This is a genomic window from Synechocystis sp. FACHB-383, assembly GCF_014698605.1.
Lineage (GTDB): Bacteria > Cyanobacteriota > Cyanobacteriia > Cyanobacteriales > Microcystaceae > Synechocystis > Synechocystis salina.
This window is the reverse complement of sequence record NZ_JACJTJ010000053.1, coordinates 16,472-35,360: the sequence shown is the minus strand read 5'-3', so window position 1 is coordinate 35,360 and position 18,889 is coordinate 16,472. Positions and strand designations below refer to the sequence as shown.

The window sequence follows — 18,889 nt, the reverse complement described above, 5'->3', positions numbered from 1 at the left end:
TAGACCAGACTAATCTTTGGCCATGATTTCTTGGAAGGCTTGGAGATCAAAATGGGTGGCCATCAATTGTTGGATACATTGCACCTTAACCGGTTCTTGGAGGCGCACATTGCCAAAGGCTTGATCCACAATTTCCACGGTGGTCAGGGTGTCTTGGTCCACAGAGAGAATGGGAATTTCTAAATCCTGGGCCCGGCTGATAATCAGGGGTTGGGGCCCGGCGTGGCCAGTCAAAATTAGGCAACTGGTGGAGGTTTCCAGGGCGGCCAATTGTAAATCGGTACGATCGCCACCGGTGACCACAGCTTTATTTTCCCCTTGACGGAAATATTCCAGGGCGGAGTTGACGTTCATCGCTCCAATGGTGAGGCTCTCCACCATCAAATCCAGATGCTCTTCACTACAGAGAACTTTGGCATTCAGTTGATGGGCCAGTTCCCGCACACTGACGCTTCTGAGTAAACGGTCTTCCGCCAATAGGCCGAGCACAGCAATGCCATGACTTTCCAGAAAAGGCTTGACCAAGTCCTTCGTCTCCGGCAGGGCTTCTAGGGGAATATCATTTATTACCACCCCCTTGAGGCTATCTCCCAAGGTCTGTCGAGCTTTGAGCAGCCCATCCACCACCAAAGGAGAGTGGTAGCGACCCACCAACAGCACCGCTGCGTTAATCTTGGCTGCTAATTCGGAAAAGGAAAGCCCGAACAAACTACCTTCCCAGAGATTGCCTGGGCCTTCCAACAAAACCAAATCCGCTGTTAGATCCTGAATAGAGGCTTGCAGAGCTTCAGCATAGTTAGTTTGGTCTTGCCCTTGGAGGCGTCGGGTAATGGTCTCTTCGTCCAAAAATACCAGGGGTTTACGCACTTGGGCTGGTGCCAACTCCAAACTCTGGCTAATAAATTCAATGTCCGCTTCCTCTAGGGCCACCGCTGCCTTCGTCATGGCCGTGCCAATGGGTTTGCCGTAGGCGATCGCCATACCCTGTTGTTGCAAAAGTCGAGCCAAACCGAGAATAATCCCCGACTTGCCGCTGTAGGGCTCCAAAGACCCGACTAATAAACATTGGGGTGAATTGACCACGGGAACGCTCCTGACTAGATGGACTAGGTGAAAAAATTTGACTGCTGGGCTATTTCGATTAATTTAGCGACGGCATTGTTAAAAAACTGGCTTGATCGATACCCAATGGCCATGGTCACAGTATGCTCCCGCATAACTTAAGCCCCATTGCCCAGGACTAGTGGCACGCACTACTATGACTGACTAAACGGCCGAGGCATCATCCAGCCGTAAAAGCTTACGGTAGAAATTTTGCGGAAAGTCAATATTTTTACTCTCCTCGTATCCCGCAATTAGGTCGATCAGATAATCCATAAACTCAGAATTGAGCACAGTCATTTCATAACTCAAATCTGCCTGGCCATCGAATTGCATACGACACCGAGTCAATTCCGACGGGAGGCGGGACACAAACCAAGTGGCCACAAAGGAAAGATTTTCTCCCCCCTCAATGCGCCGGGCCCCTTCTACTTGGCCCAATTGATAAAGACCAAGGGCCAAGGGCAATAACTTCTGTTTGTTTTTGTCCGGGTAATAGGGTTGGTAAACAATTACGTCCCTTTTATCGGCGGGTTGGAGCTGACTAATGTCGGTGCTAGACATGGGCAAAATGGCAAAACAAGGATAGGTGGACTTCTCTGCGCCCCCATGGGAAAACCGCGGCATAACCCAGTTTCCCCAGGCGGTTCCGGCTGTTACAGCAATGGCCAAATCAAATTAAACTTACTCAAATTTGAGGCGTGGAAAAGATTTCCCGCGAGCAATTTTACCCAATGTCGGAACAAGAAAACTATCTGTACCGCCCCTGGGACTGTGGACGTTCTCCCTCCAAACCCATCGGCAGGAACGGAGATTCCTGTTTCTACTCCTCTTAACCGGGTTTAGACTTTTGACAGGCTAAACCTAGTCAGACCGAATCCACAGGCATTTTACTTTTGCTTCCACTATCCGCCCGACAGCAGAAGGTTCTCGAACTCAGTTGTAGGATATAGTTTACCCTAAACGTTTCCGTGAATTGCTCTAGGCATGGTTGACGTGCCAGGGAGTGCTTTGGTTCTGTGACAAGTAGCAAAATTTCAATTATCCCTGGGAAAATACACAATTCCCCGGCCCAGCAATACCCAGGCCCTAGGCAATCCCTGGAGCAAGGACGCTGGGTAAAATTGATTTGTGGGGCTAGTTATCAGGATTTAACTGCTATTCGGAATTTAGCCCTGGTCTACACATTGGCGGGGGTGGACTGCATTGACTTAGCGGCGGATCCGGCGGTGGTGCGGGTAGCCCAGGAAGGCATTGGAGTGGCTTTGTCATTAGCCCATTCCCCCGCTCATCAACTTGAGCGGTTTGAACGCCTATCCGAGCCCCCTTGGTTAATGGTCAGCCTAAATGATGGAGAAGACCCCCATTTCCGCAAAGCCCAGTTTGACCCCCAAAAATGCCCTCCGGATTGTCCCCGGCCCTGTGCTCTAGTTTGTCCTGCCTGGGCGATCGCCAATAGTAGTGATGACGTTGCCTCCACAGGGGTGTGGGCGGAAAAGTGTTACGGTTGCGGCCGCTGTTTACCCATCTGTCCCCAGGGAATTATTACCACATATTCTCATCAAGCAACGGTGACTAGCCTGCTCCCTTGGTTGGAATCGGGACAAATCGCTGCCTTGGAAATCCATACCCAGGTGGGCCATGGCGAGCAATTTCAACAGCTTTGGCAGAATTTGCAACCGGTTTTGCCCCAACTCCAGGCGATCGCCATTAGTTGTCCGTACCATGGCCAGGCGGTGCAGTATTTGCAGAGTATTGCAAATTGGCTGGGGCAATTAACGATCCCCTTGATTTGGCAAACCGATGGACGCCCCATGAGCGGGGACATTGGCCGGGGCACTACCCATCTGTGCCTTCAGTATGCTGATCAGGTTTTAAAATCTGATTTGCCGGGGTTTGTGCAGTTGGCCGGTGGCACCAATGGCCACACCATCACCAAGCTCAGGGGCAAAAATTCCCCTCAGGCCCAGGGTAGGGAAAAAAGACTCATTAACGGTGTTGCCTTTGGCGGTGGGGCCCGTGTCCTCATTGCCCCGGTATTACAGGAGGCGGAGGCTAGGCAACAGGATCTCCTTGCCCCCATTCACTTGGAAGATTATCCTGATTTACTCCAGCGGGCGATCGCCTTGGCCCAGTCTTTGGTGCAACCCTGGAAAACAAGGCCAACCATGGTGGACTAAAAATTTTCTTAACAGTATTGACAATTATTTTCATTAATCTGTATAGTGATTTCACAGTGTTCTCTTCTCAAGGATTCAGTAGGGGGTGGCTCGGCGATCGGGTGCTCCCTGTTTTTTTGGCGGCAAAACCTTAAACTGATTAGTTGGATTGCTCCGTTGTTGCATCCTCAACCGTTTGCCCTAACCTAACTCGACCAAGAAACTATGACTGTTTCCCCTTCCTACGACGCAATAGTAATTGGCTCTGGCATTGGGGGATTGGTCACCGCCACCCAGTTGGCCTCCAAGGGTTTACAGGTGTTGGTGTTGGAACGTTACCTCATCCCTGGTGGCAGTGCGGGCTACTTTGAGCGAGAAGGTTACCGCTTCGATGTGGGGGCCTCGATGATTTTTGGCTTTGGCGATCGGGGCACCACCAATTTGCTCACTAGGGCTTTAGCTGCCGTTGGGCAATCCCTGGAAACTCTCCCCGACCCAGTGCAAATCCATTACCATCTGCCGGGGGGACTAGACCTCAAAGTTCATCGGGAGTACGAAGCTTTTTTACAGGAGTTAATTGCCAAATTTCCCCAGGAAGCCCAGGGTATCCGCAATTTCTATGATGAATGTTGGCAAGTATTTAACTGCCTCAACGCCATGGAATTACTTTCCCTGGAGGAACCCCGTTACCTGATGCGGGTATTTTTTCAGCATCCAGGGGCCTGCTTGGGTCTAGTGAAATATTTACCCAAAAATGTGGGAGACATTGCCCGCCGCCACATCCAAGACCCAGATTTGCTGAAATTTATTGATATGGAATGTTACTGCTGGTCGGTGGTACCGGCGGATTTAACCCCCATGATCAATGCTGGCATGGTCTTTTCCGATCGCCATTATGGAGGCATTAACTATCCCAAGGGAGGCGTGGGAAAAATTGCTGAAAGTTTAGTGACCGGACTGGAAAAATTCGGTGGCAAAATTCGCTACGGCGCTAGGGTAACCAAAATCATCCAAGAAAATAACCAGGCGATCGGGGTGGAACTGGCCAACGGCGAAAAAATTTATGGCCGCCGCATTGTCTCCAATGCTACCCGCTGGGACACGTTCGGGTCATTGATGGCAGAGCAGCCCCTACCTGGGAAAGAAAAAAGGTGGCGCAAAAATTACCAACAGTCTCCTAGTTTCCTGAGTTTACATCTGGGAGTCTCAGCGGATTTATTACCCACCGGCACAGAATGCCACCACATTTTGTTGGAGAATTGGGACGATTTGGAAAAGGAACAAGGCACCATTTTTGTCTCCATTCCCACGCTCCTGGACCCCAGCTTAGCTCCGGACGGTTACCACATCATCCACACTTTCACCCCCAGTTGGCTCGAACCCTGGCAAAATCTTTCCCCGCAGGAATATGAAGCAAAAAAAGAAGCTGATGCTGGCAAATTAATTGACCGCCTGGAAGCCATTTTTCCCGGCCTGGACCGAGCGCTAGATTATATGGAAATCGGCACTCCCCGCAGTCACCGTCGCTTTCTAGGCCGACAAAATGGCACCTACGGCCCCATTCCCCGCCGTCGCTTACCGGGTTTACTGCCCATGCCCTTTAACCGCACCGCCATACCGGGATTATATTGCGTCGGAGACAGCACCTTTCCGGGGCAAGGTTTAAACGCCGTTGCCTTTTCCGGTTTTGCCTGTGCCCATCGCCTAGCGGTGGATCTAGGAGCAAAGTGATGAAGCAGAAAAACTGATGACGGGGCTATGGAAGAACCCAGACATTGTCTGGCACAATGGGGCCAAGCATTGAGCCGCAACGATCGCCAACTGCATGGGTAACAAACCAAAATCTTCCTTTAACGTCAACCAGGATGACATCCCGGAAGTAATTCGGGACAGTCCGGCGGAGTCGCCCCAGTCCCAAGTCCTGTCCCCCCCACCGCTGAAATTAATTGCGGCCGGTTTGGGGATCATCATTCTGGCTTTACTAACGTTGTTGGCCCTGTGGCCCAGGCCCCAGCCCACACCGGAAGTGGTGACGGAACCGAGCCCTACCCCCACTGCAACCCCCATTGATAATCTATTGGGGCACCTGCCCTATGAAGAAGCCCCCCTGGGAGACCTGAAAAATATCACCCCCGACGGTCGCTTAAAGTTACGCCAGGCTGCCGCTGATCAATTTTTGCGTATGCAGCGGGACGCGAAGGCCCAAGGCATTTCCCTAGTGCCCATTTCCGCCTTTCGCACTGTGACTGAGCAGGAACAACTTTTTTTTGCTATCAAACAACAGCGCAATCAGGAAGCCCGTCAGCGGGCCGAAGTCAGTGCGCCCCCCGGTTATAGCGAACATCACACTGGCTATGCGGTGGATATCGGTGATGGTAGTGCCCAAGCGACCCATTTAAGCGAAACCTTTGCCCAAACCAAAGCTTTTGATTGGTTAGAAAATAATGCAGCCAAATACAGCTTTGAACTATCTTTCCCCCCGGATAATCCCCAGGGCATTGCCTACGAACCTTGGCATTGGCGTTACGTCGGCGATCGCCAAAGTTTAGAATTGTTCTACAAAGCGAGAAATTTGCCGCAAAAAACCCAGAACAATCCTTAAGCCCGGACAAAATCAAACATTCGTAGGCAGATGGGTAAATGCCTGGTTCTAGGCCGCCCTACCGTGGGGATGGCATCGTTCAACCGATATGTTTTAACCCCTGCTCCAATCTGGCCATGGCAGTGCTGGCCGTGTCCCGCCGCAGAGCACCATAAGCAATGCGAAGATAGCAACCAGTTTCTATGCCAAAGGTAGAGCCAGGTAGCACCGCCACCTTAAACTCATCAATTAACCTTTTCACTAGCTCTAAATCCGCCAAGGGGCTATCAACCTCCAGCAAACAGTAAAAAGCTCCCTGGGGCACCACTAAACGACAGCGGTCAGACAATTGACCTAATACTGCCAGTAATTGTTGGCGGCAGGCGGCCATCTCCGGTAAAAATTGTGCTGAATAAGCCTTGCCCACCTGTAAACAAGCAAGGGCCGCATATTGGGAAACCACCACCGGGCAGATCAGATTGGTGTCCTGAATTTTTTTGACCGCTAGCAATAGCTCCTGGGGAATGACCATATAACCAACTCGCCAACCAGCCATGCCGTAGGCTTTGGAAAAGCTATAGAGGGAAATGGTATGGCTGCCACTACCCAGCATGGCCCCAGGGGAAAAAATCGGGGTTTGGTCGTAGGCAAAATAATCGTAGGCTTCGTCATGGATATGGTAAATGCCCCGCTCCCGGCAAAGTTGGTTCACCGCCCGCAAATCCGCCTCTGGATAAATAGCTCCGGTGGGATTATTGGGGGAAATGGTCACCACCGCCCTCGTCCGGGGGGCGATCGCCTGGGCAATGAGATCCGGTTGGAGTTGATACTGATCATTGGTGGGCACCAACACTGGCCGACATCCCGCAATTCTGACGGCCATTTCATGGTTGAAGTAGTACGGAGTATTGAGAATAATTTCATCTCCCACCTCCGTAATAGCCAGCACTGCATTTAAAAAGCCCATATTGGCCCCGGCCGTCACCACCACAGCTTGGTCAGAAGATACATTGACGCCGTTATCCCGTTGTAACTTTTCCGTCAAAGCAGAAATTAAGCTTGGTATGCCCGCCACTGGCTGATACTGGTGCAAAGGAGCCTGTCCCAGACTTTCCCTTACTGCCACGGCCACCTCTTCCGGGGGAGGGTAAAAAGCCACCCCTTGGCCGAGGGAAATTGTGCCTGGGGAATCGGCAATCCACTGTCCCACCACCGGAATAACCGGCGACTGAACCGAATCCATACGGCTAAAGGCTGTTTCCATTACCATTGTGAATCTGAACCCATGAATTTAAAGTAACTCTCCAACTCTCCATTCCACCATCGGGAAACACCATGGCCGCCCAGATAGCCCTCATTGCCCACGACAACAAAAAAGACGCTCTGGTTAATTTTGTCCAACAACACAAATCCCTTTTCTCTCGCTATGACCTCATCGCCACTGGCCAAACGGGGGAGTTGGTAAGCAACAAAACCGGCTTAGCCGTGGAAACCGTTTCCCATGGGGCCCTGGGGGGGGACACCCAAATTGCTACCAAAATTATCGATGGGACCATTGCTGCTGTCATTTTCCTCATTGATCCCCTCTATGCCCAACCCCACGAGCCAGATATCCGGCCCCTATTGCGACTTTGTGAAGTGTACAACGTTCCCCTGGCCATTAATTTAGCCACCGCCAAAGCAGTAATTAAACTATTGGGTAAAACTAAAACTGGCCATCTAATTTTTAATCCCGTGGCAGGGCAGGGCAATGTGGAACGGGAACTAGATTTAATTAAAGAGCATTTACAGTCGGAAATTAATCTCAAAATTATTTTTACTAGTGCCGATGTTAACGTTACCGACCAGGCCAGGGAAATTGTTAAAACAATCAAATCTGCCAATGAGCACTCCAATGGAGAAGGGGACAGCTTTATCATTGCCTCCGGTGGTGATGGCACCGTATCCGGCGTAGCGGCCGCCCTGATCGACACCGGCATTCCTCTGGGGATTATTCCCCGGGGTACCGCCAACGCTTTTTCCGTGGCCTTGGGCATTCCTACCCAAATTGTCGGGGCCTGTGAAACCATCAACCGGGGCATTACCAAGGTCGTAGATACAGCACTGTGCAATGACATTCCCATGCTCTTGTTGGCGGGGGTCGGCTTTGAAGCGGAAATGGTGGAGAAAGCAGACCGGGAACTAAAAAATAATTTGGGGGTAATGGCCTACATTTTTGCGGGTATTCAACAGGCTAGGGAACAGGAATTGTTTGAAGCCCAGATCGAAATTGATTCGGAAACCACCACCATGGAAGCCAGCGCCATTACGATCGCCAATGCGGCCCCTCCCACTTCCGTCTTTGCCCAAGGAGCAGGGCAGGTATCTTTCACCGATGGATTGCTCGATATCACCGTGGCCAGTAGCCAAACAGCATTGCAGGGTCTGCGGGTGGTAACCAACCTCTTCACCTCCGCCCTGTCAAAAAATCCCACCGACAATGAAAACGTGGTGCACCTCTATGGAGAAAGGATTAAAGTTACAACCAACCCCCCGCAAAAAATTGTCGTTGATGGTGAAATCATTGGTACTACTCCAGTGGAAGTTAAATGTCTGCCCAAAAGCTTAAACATCTTCGCTCCAGTGGAAAACAGTTGAGGTTGGTGGCGCTGATGCTCTCCCTGGGCATAGTCCAGTACCAAGTAACCCTGGCATAATGAGCCATGGCTGGGGTCAAATCCGCCCAATCAACTTACCGCAATTGCTCTGCCGGTTGTCCCGTCTAGGCCTGGATGCTGTCCGTTGTGATGCTTCTTCAGCGATCCCCTGAACTTCCCTGGATGCGGTGGGCCTAGCTCGACTTTTTTGTTATTTATCAGTCAATCATTCTAATGACCTTAACCAGTGTGCCCGCCTCTGTTTCCCTTTTTCCTGAGCTTGAGCTTCCCCCCCTGCCTTACCAAAGACCCCTACTGATGATTGGCCACGGTACGAGGGACGAAGACGGTCGCCAAACGTTTTTAGATTTCGTCGCCCAGTACCAAGCATTGGACCATTCCCGACCGGTGATTCCCTGTTTTTTGGAGTTGACGGAGCCCAATATTCAGGCTGGAGTACAGCAATGTGTGGACCAGGGCTTTAGGGAAATTTCTGCCCTACCCATTTTGCTATTTGCGGCCCGCCATAACAAATTCGATGTGACCAATGAGCTAGACCGCAGTCGTGAAGCCCATCCCCAGATTAGTTTTTCCTACGGTCGTCATTTTGGCATTACCCCAGCCATTCTTGATTTGTGGAAGGCCAGGTTAAGTCAGTTAGATAGTCCCGAGGCCAACCCCAGGGGTATTGACCGCCAAGATACGGTGCTGTTGTTTGTGGGTCGGGGTTCCAGCGATCCCGATGCCAATGGTGATGTGTATAAAATGGCCCGCATGCTCTGGGAAGGCAGTGGTTACCAAACCGTGGAAACCTGTTTCATTGGCATTAGTCATCCCCGCTTGGAAGAGGGGTTCCGTCGAGCTAGGTTATATCAGCCCAAGCGCATTATTGTTTTGCCCTACTTTTTGTTCATGGGGGCTTTGGTGAAGAAAATTTTCACCATCACGGAGGAGCAACGGGCCGCTTTCCCGGAGATTGAAGTTCAGTCCCTGGCGGAAATGGGCATTCAACCGGAGTTATTGGCGTTGGTGCGGGAACGGGAAATTGAAACCCAATTAGGGCAGGTGGCCATGAATTGTGAGGCCTGTAAGTTTCGCCTTGCTTTTAAAAGCCAAGGCCATGGCCATAGTCATGATCACAGCCATGGTCACGGACATCACCACCATGGTCACGACCACGGCCACAGCCATGGGGAATGGATCGATACTTACATTGAACCCACGGCTTACCACAAAAAAATTTGGCAGGCTCCCTAGGCAAGTCGGTCAAGGGGGAAGAACCTTAATCCCTACTCAGTAATCAGACTCAATTAGGCGTCGTCACCGCCCATAATACGGGGGACTCGAAAAAAGTCTCCCTCCGGTTCTGGTGCGTTGTCCAGCAGGGCTTGTCGGGTGGTGGCCGCATTGTCTCCGTCCCAACTAATCTGGCGATCGCCCCGGACAATGTTGCTCAACTCGATGGCCCTGGTGGTGGGTTCCACTCCTTCGGTGGGCAGTTCACTCAATTGGTCAAAGTAGTCCAAAATACTGCTGAGCTGGGAAGCAAATTGGCTTTCTTCCTCTGGGGTAATATCCAAACGGGCCAGGTGGGCAATTTTTTGAACTTGGCTTTGATCCAACATGGGTTAACTCTAATTCTTTAAGTTCGGTCTAAATGCGCTAATCTTGCCGGGAAAAACTAGCCATTCAAAGGAATTTTAAACACCCAATCTTGATATTTGGGTTCCCGATTTTCCGTCACCGCTGTCAATACAGAGCGTAACTTTTCCGTAATCGGGCGATCGCCACCGAGGGTGAAGTTTTCAATCCGTTTAACCGGGGTGATTTTTGCCGCAGTACCGCTCAAAAAGACTTCGTCGGCAATCATCAACTCCGATTTATCAATGGGCCGCTGGCAGGTGGGGATACCCAAATCCGCCGCAATGGTGAGAATGCTGTCCCTGGTAATTCCTTCAAGGATGTCCTGCTCATTACCGGGGGTAATAATTTGCCCCTGGCGCACCATGAAAATATTCATGCCGGTGGCTTCACAGACCTTACCCTGGGAATTCATCAAAATGGCTTCATCAAAGCCCGATTCCACCGCTTCCGTTTTGGCCAAAGCAGAGGTAATGTAGGCAGCACTAATTTTGCCCCGCAACGGAAAACTACGGTCCTCCTGGCGGTACCAGGAACTGATGCGGCAATTAACCCCATCGGCGGCCAGGTAATCCCCCATTTCCAAGCCATAAACGAGGAAATCTTTCTCCAGATTGTGCAGGCGGGGGGCAATGCCCAGACCGGAACTGTACACCAACGGGCGGATGTAAAAGGATTTATCGGGCTGATTTTTCTTGACGAAATCAACAATAACTTCCTTGATTTTTTCCGCACTGATGTCGTAGTGCAAAAACTTGGCACTCTTACTCAGGCGATCGCCGTGGCGGTCCAGGCGAAATAGTAGAATGGTGCCCGGATCTTCAGGGTCGGGAATGCCCCGTAAACCCCCAAAGGCCGCCGTCCCATAGTGGAGGGCATGGGTAGCAACGGATATTTTGGCATCCTCAAACGGGACAAACTTATCTTCAAAGTAGGCGATCGGCAAAAACTTGTGCATCAGAAAATCAAAAAAAAGACTTGTACTCCCTGGACTTAACCCCAGTCATCCAAAGGGGAATAATGTGCTACCCGTGTTTTCCAGGGCATTAGGATTCACCCAGCCAGCCCGCCAGATTTTGAAGTTGGCTGTCCGAGGGGTCGGCCATGGGCACCACTTCATAACGGTTTGCTTGGGGAGATGCCAGCACCACATCCACCGTCCGCAAAAGATCCTGATGAAACACCGTTAACTGAATCATATCATTGGCTTGGTAGTCTTTCAGCCGTAGGGAAAGCTGTTCGGCCCCAACCCGTACACCATCGATCGCCAGCAACAAATCCTGGGGGCTAATGCCAGCCATGGCGGCGGGAGAATGGGCAGCCACAAAGGTGATTTTTTCCTGGCCAGCCTCCGATTTCACCTTAATGCCCAAATAGGGGGGTAAATCTTCCTGCACCGGTTTAATACACAGACCAAAGGGTTGCAGGTAATCGTTGAGGGGAAGTTCCGCCGTGGTGTGGAGATAGGTGTGGAAAAATTCGGTTAAGTCCGTGTCCGCTACTTTAGTAATCACTGCTTGCAATTGTGCTGGGGTAAAACCAATTTCTTCCCGGCCAAACACATACCACATGGTCTGTAAAACGTCATCAAAGGAACGTTGATTTTGGTGTCGTTCCCGAATGAGCAAATCCAGCATCAAAGTCACCAATTCCCCCTTCAAGTAATAGGACATCTGGCTGTTATCGCCATTGGCATCCCGACGATAGAGTTTGATCCAGGCGTCAAAACTAGATTCGGCTAGGGGTTGCACCAAACGCCCTGGGGTAGTCAGGTAGCGGGTGATTTCTTTGCCCAAATTTTTTAAATAGGTCTGGCGATCGTACAGTCCGGCCCGGAGGGGAATGAGCAGGTCGTAGTAACTGGTGGTGCCTTCGGAAAACCAGAGGGAAGGCGTGTAATTTTCCTGGTCGTAATCAAATTGCTCCAGGGCCTGGGGACGAATGCGCTTGATGTTCCAAAGATGAAAAAATTCGTGGGCCACCAGTTGCAAAAACCGTTGATATTTTTCCGGATCCCGAAAACCAAAGCGGTCATAGTTCAACACACAGGAATCTTTATGCTCTAAACCGCCATAGCCCTGGTTGGATGTGTGGAGCAAAAACCAATAATGGTCGTAGGGCAATGTCCCAAACAGGTCCACTTCCGCGGCAATAATTTTCTGGGTATCTTTGACCAACTGCTCCCCATCTAAGTTGCTTTCGCCCCAGACTACAAAATGGTGCTCCTTCCCCTGGACTTCAAAGGCATAATCCTGATGGATACCCACTTCCACCGGGCTATCCACCAACGTGTCAAAATTCTGGGCATGGAAGGTTTTTGCCCCCGTAGCCAAATCCGTTGCCTTACAGGGCAGGGCCGTGGCGATCGCCCAAGTCGGTTCGGGGGGAACAACGATTAAGGTTAGGGGGACATCGGTGTGTCCTGGCAGGTAGAAAAACAATGCCGCCCCGGTGAAGAAACCATGACTATAGTCCAAATGATTGGTTCTGACGGTTAATTCATCGGCATAAATGCGATAGGAAATGGCAATATTTTCTTCCTCTCCACAGGCAATGGCCCAATGGGCCTTACCCAATTTTTGGTGTTCCAAGTATTCACCACCGGTTAGACTCCGGGCTTGGAAGTCCTGCAAATGGCGCTCATATTCCCTTACCAGATAGGACCCCGGTGTCCAGACGGGAAATTTCAGTTCTAGTACAGAAGCAGTGAAACCTTGAATGTGGAAATCCACGGAAAAGTAGTGGGTCTGGGGAGTTGGCATCGCCACTTGGTAGTGCAGACGAAGGGAAGCTGGGATCATGGTGTCTGGGGAAGTTTGCCTTAGCAATTGTCTCTTTTTTGTACCGCATTTATGCCGTTGATGGCAGGGATCAATTCTGGTAATCCCATTTAAGATTGTGCGATAATGGCTAATACAAAAGCTTTTGCCAAAGTCGGCCCGGTAAGGTCGATGAAGTTTTCTTGCGTACTTTGGCGATCCACACCCCTTTCAGGGCAAGCTATAAGTATGCCCCCCCCCTCCATCCTGCTGTTGACCTGCCTCCCCCTTTGATTAAATGACAGCTCCCACTCCCTCCTCCCACTCAGTTCCAATTCAAGAATTCACCGCCTCCCGACAGGCCAGTTTCTTCGATGGGCTGAAGCAACCCCGTTTTAGCGGGCAACTAATCCTTTCCACTGCAACGGGGGAACAGTGGTCGTTCTATCTTTATCTAGGCCGCATTATGTATGCCACCGGAGGGCGTCATGCTGTCCGGCGTTGGCGTCGGCAAATTGCTTCTTACCTGCCTCAAATTGCTGCTAACTTAGCCTCTGTGCAAACAGATTTAGCTAGCATTGATCCCCAGGATTTACAAATTTGCTGGGAGTACCAACTGCTCTGCCACTGGGTAGCCCAACAGAAGGTCACGAGGGAACAGGCCGCCCGACTCATTCGGGCCACGGTGGTAGAAGTATTGTTCGACATTACCCAATCCATGGAGGTGGCCTGTGATCTGCGCCAGGATAATTTGCTTTCCACAAGGTTGGTGTTGATTGACGCAGACCAGATGATTGCCGAGTCCCAACAGTTATGGAGCAAATGGCAGGGGGCCAAGATTGCGGACCGCTCCCCCAATGCCGCCCCCATCATTCGCCAGGCGGAACAGTTGCAACAACGCACCACTCCCCAGGTGTACCAAACCCTCAAGCAATTGCTGGACGGGAATCAGTCCCTACGGGATTTGTCGGTGCGTATGAAGCGGGATGTGCTGAGTGTAACCACTTCCCTATTACCCTATCTGCAGTTGGGATTGGTGGAGTTAATTAAAATTCCCGATTTGCCGCCGCCCATTGCTCCGCCAGTGCGGGGAGTGGTGGCCCAGCCCGATGGGCCCAGTGGCCCCCTGATCGCCTGTGTGGATGACAGTCCCCTGATTTGTCAGACCATGGAAAAAATCCTCACCACAGCCGGTTATCGGTTTGTGGGAGTTAATGATCCGCTGCGGGCGATCGCCATTCTTTTAGCCCGTAAACCGGATTTAATTTTCCTCGATTTGGTGATGCCCAATGCTAACGGCTACGAAATTTGTGGACAGTTGCGTAAATTATCCATTTTCAAAAGTACTCCCATTGTCATCCTTACCGGCAATGACGGCATTGTTGATCGGGTGCGGGCCAAAATGGTCGGCTCCACCGATTTTTTGAGTAAGCCCGTCAACCCCGACATGGTTCTGCAAACTATCAAAAAACACCTTCAAGAGCAGGCATCGGTGCCAGCGGAATAACTTGACCAGAGGCAGCTCTGAAAAATTGCGGAGTCTGTCTTAATTCTGAGCCAATACTTTTGCGGTTTGGTTTAGGATTTATAACTGTTTACTATTTATTGTTCACTTTTCGATTAATCAAGCACCGAGGCAACATTATGGGCAGCGCACTTATTATTGACGATTCCTCCACAGAACGTTCAATTATCAGTGATTTTTGTCAGAAGTTAGGCATTAACGTCACCACCGCCATCAGTGGCGAAGAAGCCTTGGAAAAATTGTCCCAGGCAGTGCCCGACGTCATTATTTTGGATATTGTGCTGCCGGGGCGCAGTGGTTTTGAAATTTGTCGAGAATTGAAAGACAAAGACCAAACTAAAAGTATTCCAGTCATCCTCTGTTCCACTAAGGCCACGGATATGGATAAATTTTGGGGCAAACGCCAAGGGGCGGATGCCTATATTACTAAACCCATTGATCAGGAGGAGTTCAACACAGTAATCAAACAATTTATTTAAACTTTCCCACGCGATGCTTTCCCGTTAATTTTCTCCGGCTAACCAATTAATTCCCTCAGCCGATGGGCAAATTATCTATTACTAAAGCCTGTTGATTTTTCCGGTCCCCCTGGGGCAATTTCTAGGAGCAACTGTTTTGCCAGCCAACACCTTTTCCTCCAATGCCATGCTGGGTGACATCCAAGTCCCCCGCCAGCAGTTTTTACAATTTGTACTTGAACCAGACACCAACTTGATTTTGCCTCTGTTCCAGTTAACGGAGATTCTGACGGTGCCCCTGGGGCAGATTACCCCCATCCCCCACATGCCTCCTTGGACTATGGGGGTCCATAATTGGCGGGGAGAAGTGCTCTGGGTGATTGATTTTGGCGCCTTTTTGGGGCTAACTCCTTGGCATCTCCAATCCGGTTCCCGTACCAACTATCGGGTTATTATTTTAAATGGAGGTGTACCCTTCGACCTTGATCCCAGCGGAGGCAGGCGATCGCCAGGTCAACGCAGTCAGATGTTGGGACTGGTGGTCACAGAGGTGAAGGACATTACCTGGTGTGAAACGGATCAAATCCAATCTCCCCCCGCCGCCAGCATTAGTTCTGACCTTGCACCCTATGTGCGGGGATTTTGGGTCAGCTCCCCAGGGGCGATGTATGTGGTATTGGATGCCCAGGCCATAGTGGGCCGCCTCATGGCCACCACCCAGGTTACGCCCAATTAACTTTTATTGATTTTTATTGAATTTGTTAAACGAATCAATCGATCAATTTGCTAACTATTGGCTAAATTTTCTACACTTTTGACTGGAATTTTAGCTCAATCAGCAAGCTAACTAGGAATGAAACAATTACGGTTTTGTTTTTAGTGCTTGTATCTCTCTTCTTAGACTTTAAGGTGGCTCCTTCAGCCCAAGCTTAATTGCTTTGCTGGAGGTACTGATGTCGCCCCTTTTCCGCCCATTTTACCTAACTGGTAAATTCTAACCATGACCCAAACTCCTTCCTCCGATCGCCGCCCTGATGCTGTCCAACCCTTAGGCAGTGGTGAGCCCCTTGATGATGTCCTCTTTGCTGAGTTGACGGAAACCTCCGAAGCCCAGGATGAATTGCCAGGAAATAGCGGTGCTTTTACCGCCGTCGATGGTGAGGACGAAAAGGAGGCGGCGGATGCCCTGGATTGGTTCGTGGATGGGAAGGAAAATGGCATTAATGGTGACGATGCAGACCGTGGAACTGAGGCAGAGACGTTGGTTTCCCTAGAAAAGTTAGCTGAGGAACCGGGGGTAGATGGGGCCCAGTTCATGGCCCAGGCCTTGGTGGAAGAAAGCGCCGCTCTAGAAGGTGTTGCCACTAGCTCCAACCCAGTCATTGACACCGACGCCCTGGCGGCCCTGACCCAATCGGCAGCGGAGTTGACCCCACCGTCCCCGATCAATTTGCCCAAAGTGGAGTTACCCCCCATGCAACCCCTGGCTCCCCTCATGGCGATCGCCGACCCAGATAGTTTGAGCCCGACGTCTACTCCAACCCAGCCATCTGCCCAAGGTGGGGGACTTTCCCTCCGCAATAAGGCGGTGTTGATAGCTCTGTTAATTGGCCTGGTCCCTGCCGGGGTGATTGGGGGGCTAAATCTCAGCAGCGTGGACCGGCTCCAGGTTCCTCCCATGGAAGAACAGGTGAAGGAATCCACTACTAAACAAATCCGCGACCAGATTTTGATCGGGCTACTGGTGACTGCTGTGGGGGCAGCCTTCGTGGCCTATTGGATGGTGGGGGAAAATACCAAAGCCCAAACTGCCCTGGCATCGAAAGCAAAGTATTCCCACCGGAATCTAGACCAACCCCCGGCCATGGCCGGTGATGAATTGGCGATCGCCGACCAAACCATTGATGCCCTCAGTGCCCAGGTTCAAAAATTGCGCCACCAGCAGGATTTATCCCTCAAACAATCAGAACTATTGACTGAACTTTCCCGGGCCAATCTTTCCGACATTGACGAAATCCAAGGCGTAATTCAGAAAAATCTCGACCAAGCCAGGGCCCTGTTTGGTTGTGAGCGGTTAGTGTTTTACTACCATCCCCGCTATCAGTCGGAAGCCATGGTAGTACAGGCTTTGGACTTGGCCACCCAAGGTTTAATTGACAACAAAGACCCCCATCCCTGGGCCCAGGAAGATATTCCTTCCCAGATCGTCGCCATCAACGACACTGACAGCGCCAGTATCAGTAGCAGCCACCGCCAATGGTTAGAGCAACACCAAGTCAAAGCGAGCTTGACAGTGCCCCTCTACCGGGATAACTACCCCCTCGGACTGCTCATGGCTCACCATTGCCAACGTCCCCACCAGTGGGAAATGAGGGAAAGACAATTTCTCCAACAGTTAACCGAAGAACTACAGACCACTTTGGACCGGGCCAACCTGATCCAGGAACGTAACGAGAGCGCCCAACAAGCCCAAATCCTCAAAGAATTGACCCTAAAAATTTCCGCCGCCATCAACAGCGAGCAGGTTTTTGACATCGCCGCCCAAGCAATCCGCCTCGCGCTCAAAGCGGATCGGGTGATTGTCTATCGATTCGATGCCACCTGGGCCGGCACAGTAATTGTGGAATCCGTGGCAGAAGGATATCCCAAAGCCCTAGGAGCCACCATTGCCGACCCCTGCTTTGCTGATAGTTATGTGGAAAAATACCGTTCGGGACGCATCCAGGCCACCAGGGATATTTACAACGCTGGCTTAACTCCTTGCCACATTGGCCAACTCAAACCCTTTGAAGTCAAAGCTAACTTAGTCGCTCCCATCAATTACAAAGGCAACCTGCTCGGACTACTCATTGCCCACCAATGCTCCGGGCCCAGGGACTGGCACCAAAATGAAATCGATTTATTTGGCCAATTGACCGTGCAGGTGGGGTTAGCCCTAGAACGCTCCGACCTACTAGCCCAACAAAAAATAGCCGAAGTAGAACAACGGCAAATGCGCGAAAAAATGCAAAAGCGGGCCTTGGAATTGCTAATGGAAGTGGACCCCGTCAGCCGGGGCGACTTAACCATCCGGGCCCACGTCACCGAGGACGAAATTGGCACGATCGCCGATTCCTACAATGCAACCATTGAAAGCCTGCGGCGCATTGTGACCCAAGTTCAAACCGCCGCCAGTCAATTTACCGAGACTACTGACACTAACGAAGTGGCAGTGCGGCAACTAGCCCAGCAAGCCAACCGACAGGCCTCAGATGTGGCGGAAGCCCTGGAACGACTGCAGGCCATGAATAAATCCATCCAAGCAGTGGCAGAAAATGCTGCCCAAGCAGAATCGGCGGTACAACGGGCGACCCAAACCGTAGACCAAGGGGAAGATGCCATGAACCGCACTGTGGATGGGATTATGGCAATTCGGGAGACAGTGGCCGCCACCGCCAAGCAGGTGAAACGGTTGGGGGAATCATCCCAAAAAATTTCCAAAGTGGTGAACCTAATCGGTAGCTTTGCCGACCAAACCAACCTCCTAGCCCTCAATGCCGCCATCGAAGCAGCCCATGCCGGTGAAGAGGGGCGGGGGTTTGCTGTGGTAGCCGATGAAGTGCGTTCCCTGGCAAGGCAATCAGCAGAAGCAACGGCGGAAATTTCCCAACTGGTGGCTACAATTCAGGCGGAAACGAATGAAGTGGTGAATGCCATGGAAGCGGGCACCGAACAGGTAGTGGCAGGTACCAAACTGGTGGAAGAAACAAGGCGGAGCTTGAACCAAATCACGGCGGTGAGTGCCCAGATTAGTGGCTTGGTGGAAGCTATCACCTCAGCGGCCATTGAACAGTCCCAAACCAGTGAATCGGTGACTCAAACCATGGCCCTGGTGGCCCAGATTGCGGACAAAAACTCCAGCGAAGCCAGTGGCGTATCTGCCACTTTTAAAGAGCTGTTGGCGGTGGCCCAGTCATTGCAAGAGGCGGTCAAACAATTCAAAGTGCAATGATTTGACCGACGGATAACGAACCCATAAAACCCATACCT

General features: G+C 51.2%; 15 protein-coding genes. 9 read left to right on the top strand and 6 right to left on the bottom strand.

The window, feature by feature from the left end; all coding sequences use genetic code 11:
- Window positions 1-9: 9 nt before the first annotated feature.
- On the bottom strand, window positions 10-1,083 hold the full coding sequence (locus H6G45_RS16895; RefSeq protein WP_190599563.1) for a phosphotransacetylase family protein: 1,074 nt from the start codon (window positions 1,081-1,083) through the stop codon (window positions 10-12).
- A 183-nt stretch (window positions 1,084-1,266) separates the two neighbouring features.
- Window positions 1,267-1,665, bottom strand: coding sequence for a type IV pilus biogenesis protein EbsA (gene ebsA / locus H6G45_RS16890; RefSeq protein ID WP_190599562.1), 399 nt, complete (start codon window positions 1,663-1,665; stop codon window positions 1,267-1,269).
- Window positions 1,666-2,120: 455 nt separating this feature from the next.
- Here ebsA and H6G45_RS16885 point away from each other — a divergent pair, with 455 nt between their 5' ends.
- From H6G45_RS16885 to H6G45_RS16875, 3 genes are all read left to right on the top strand, one after another.
- Entirely contained in the window at window positions 2,121-3,281 is a 1,161-nt protein-coding gene (locus H6G45_RS16885) for an LdpA C-terminal domain-containing domain (RefSeq protein WP_347338289.1), read from the top strand.
- Between the two features lie 204 nt (window positions 3,282-3,485).
- Window positions 3,486-4,991, top strand: coding sequence for a carotenoid isomerase (gene crtH / locus H6G45_RS16880; RefSeq protein ID WP_190599561.1), 1,506 nt, complete (start codon window positions 3,486-3,488; stop codon window positions 4,989-4,991).
- A 94-nt stretch (window positions 4,992-5,085) separates the two neighbouring features.
- On the top strand, window positions 5,086-5,862 hold the full coding sequence (locus H6G45_RS16875; RefSeq protein ID WP_190599560.1) for a M15 family metallopeptidase: 777 nt from the start codon (window positions 5,086-5,088) through the stop codon (window positions 5,860-5,862).
- 79 nt (window positions 5,863-5,941) lie between these two features.
- Here the strand turns inward: H6G45_RS16875 and H6G45_RS16870 are convergent, their stop codons facing one another.
- Complete coding sequence (locus tag H6G45_RS16870) at window positions 5,942-7,105, bottom strand: pyridoxal phosphate-dependent aminotransferase (RefSeq protein WP_277922733.1); 1,164 nt, start codon at window positions 7,103-7,105, stop codon at window positions 5,942-5,944.
- A 71-nt stretch (window positions 7,106-7,176) separates the two neighbouring features.
- On the opposite strand from H6G45_RS16870, the gene mgsA reads away from it, so the two are divergent.
- Window positions 7,177-8,478 (top strand): methylglyoxal synthase, encoded by a 1,302-nt coding sequence (gene mgsA / locus H6G45_RS16865; protein WP_190599558.1) that lies wholly within the window; start codon window positions 7,177-7,179, stop codon window positions 8,476-8,478.
- 233 nt (window positions 8,479-8,711) lie between these two features.
- Window positions 8,712-9,734, top strand: coding sequence for a sirohydrochlorin chelatase (locus H6G45_RS16860; RefSeq protein WP_190599557.1), 1,023 nt, complete (start codon window positions 8,712-8,714; stop codon window positions 9,732-9,734).
- Window positions 9,735-9,787: 53 nt separating this feature from the next.
- Here H6G45_RS16860 and gatC read toward each other — a convergent pair whose 3' ends face one another.
- The 3 genes from gatC to H6G45_RS16845 all read right to left on the bottom strand — a co-directional run bounded on the left by gatC (window position 9,788) and on the right by H6G45_RS16845 (window position 12,919).
- Window positions 9,788-10,102 carry an Asp-tRNA(Asn)/Glu-tRNA(Gln) amidotransferase subunit GatC gene (gene gatC / locus H6G45_RS16855; RefSeq protein ID WP_190599556.1) on the bottom strand — a complete coding sequence of 105 codons (315 nt, stop codon included), beginning with the start codon at window positions 10,100-10,102 and terminating at the stop codon, window positions 9,788-9,790.
- A gap of 56 nt (window positions 10,103-10,158) precedes the next feature.
- On the bottom strand, window positions 10,159-11,076 hold the full coding sequence (locus tag H6G45_RS16850; RefSeq protein ID WP_190599555.1) for a branched-chain amino acid transaminase: 918 nt from the start codon (window positions 11,074-11,076) through the stop codon (window positions 10,159-10,161).
- 88 nt (window positions 11,077-11,164) lie between these two features.
- Window positions 11,165-12,919, bottom strand: a complete 1,755-nt coding sequence (locus tag H6G45_RS16845) for a M61 family metallopeptidase (protein ID WP_190599554.1) — start codon at window positions 12,917-12,919, stop codon at window positions 11,165-11,167.
- A gap of 256 nt (window positions 12,920-13,175) precedes the next feature.
- On the opposite strand from H6G45_RS16845, the gene H6G45_RS16840 reads away from it, so the two are divergent.
- The 4 genes from H6G45_RS16840 (at window position 13,176) to H6G45_RS16825 (ending at window position 18,851) form a co-directional block, all read left to right on the top strand.
- Entirely contained in the window at window positions 13,176-14,384 is a 1,209-nt protein-coding gene (locus H6G45_RS16840) for a response regulator (RefSeq protein WP_190599553.1), read from the top strand.
- A 137-nt stretch (window positions 14,385-14,521) separates the two neighbouring features.
- Window positions 14,522-14,881 carry a response regulator gene (locus H6G45_RS16835; protein ID WP_190599552.1) on the top strand — a complete coding sequence of 120 codons (360 nt, stop codon included), beginning with the start codon at window positions 14,522-14,524 and terminating at the stop codon, window positions 14,879-14,881.
- Window positions 14,882-15,017: 136 nt separating this feature from the next.
- Window positions 15,018-15,596 carry a chemotaxis protein CheW gene (locus tag H6G45_RS16830; protein ID WP_242018218.1) on the top strand — a complete coding sequence of 193 codons (579 nt, stop codon included), beginning with the start codon at window positions 15,018-15,020 and terminating at the stop codon, window positions 15,594-15,596.
- A gap of 264 nt (window positions 15,597-15,860) precedes the next feature.
- Window positions 15,861-18,851 carry a methyl-accepting chemotaxis protein gene (locus H6G45_RS16825; protein ID WP_190599551.1) on the top strand — a complete coding sequence of 997 codons (2,991 nt, stop codon included), beginning with the start codon at window positions 15,861-15,863 and terminating at the stop codon, window positions 18,849-18,851.
- The last annotated feature ends 38 nt before the right edge of the window (window positions 18,852-18,889 follow it).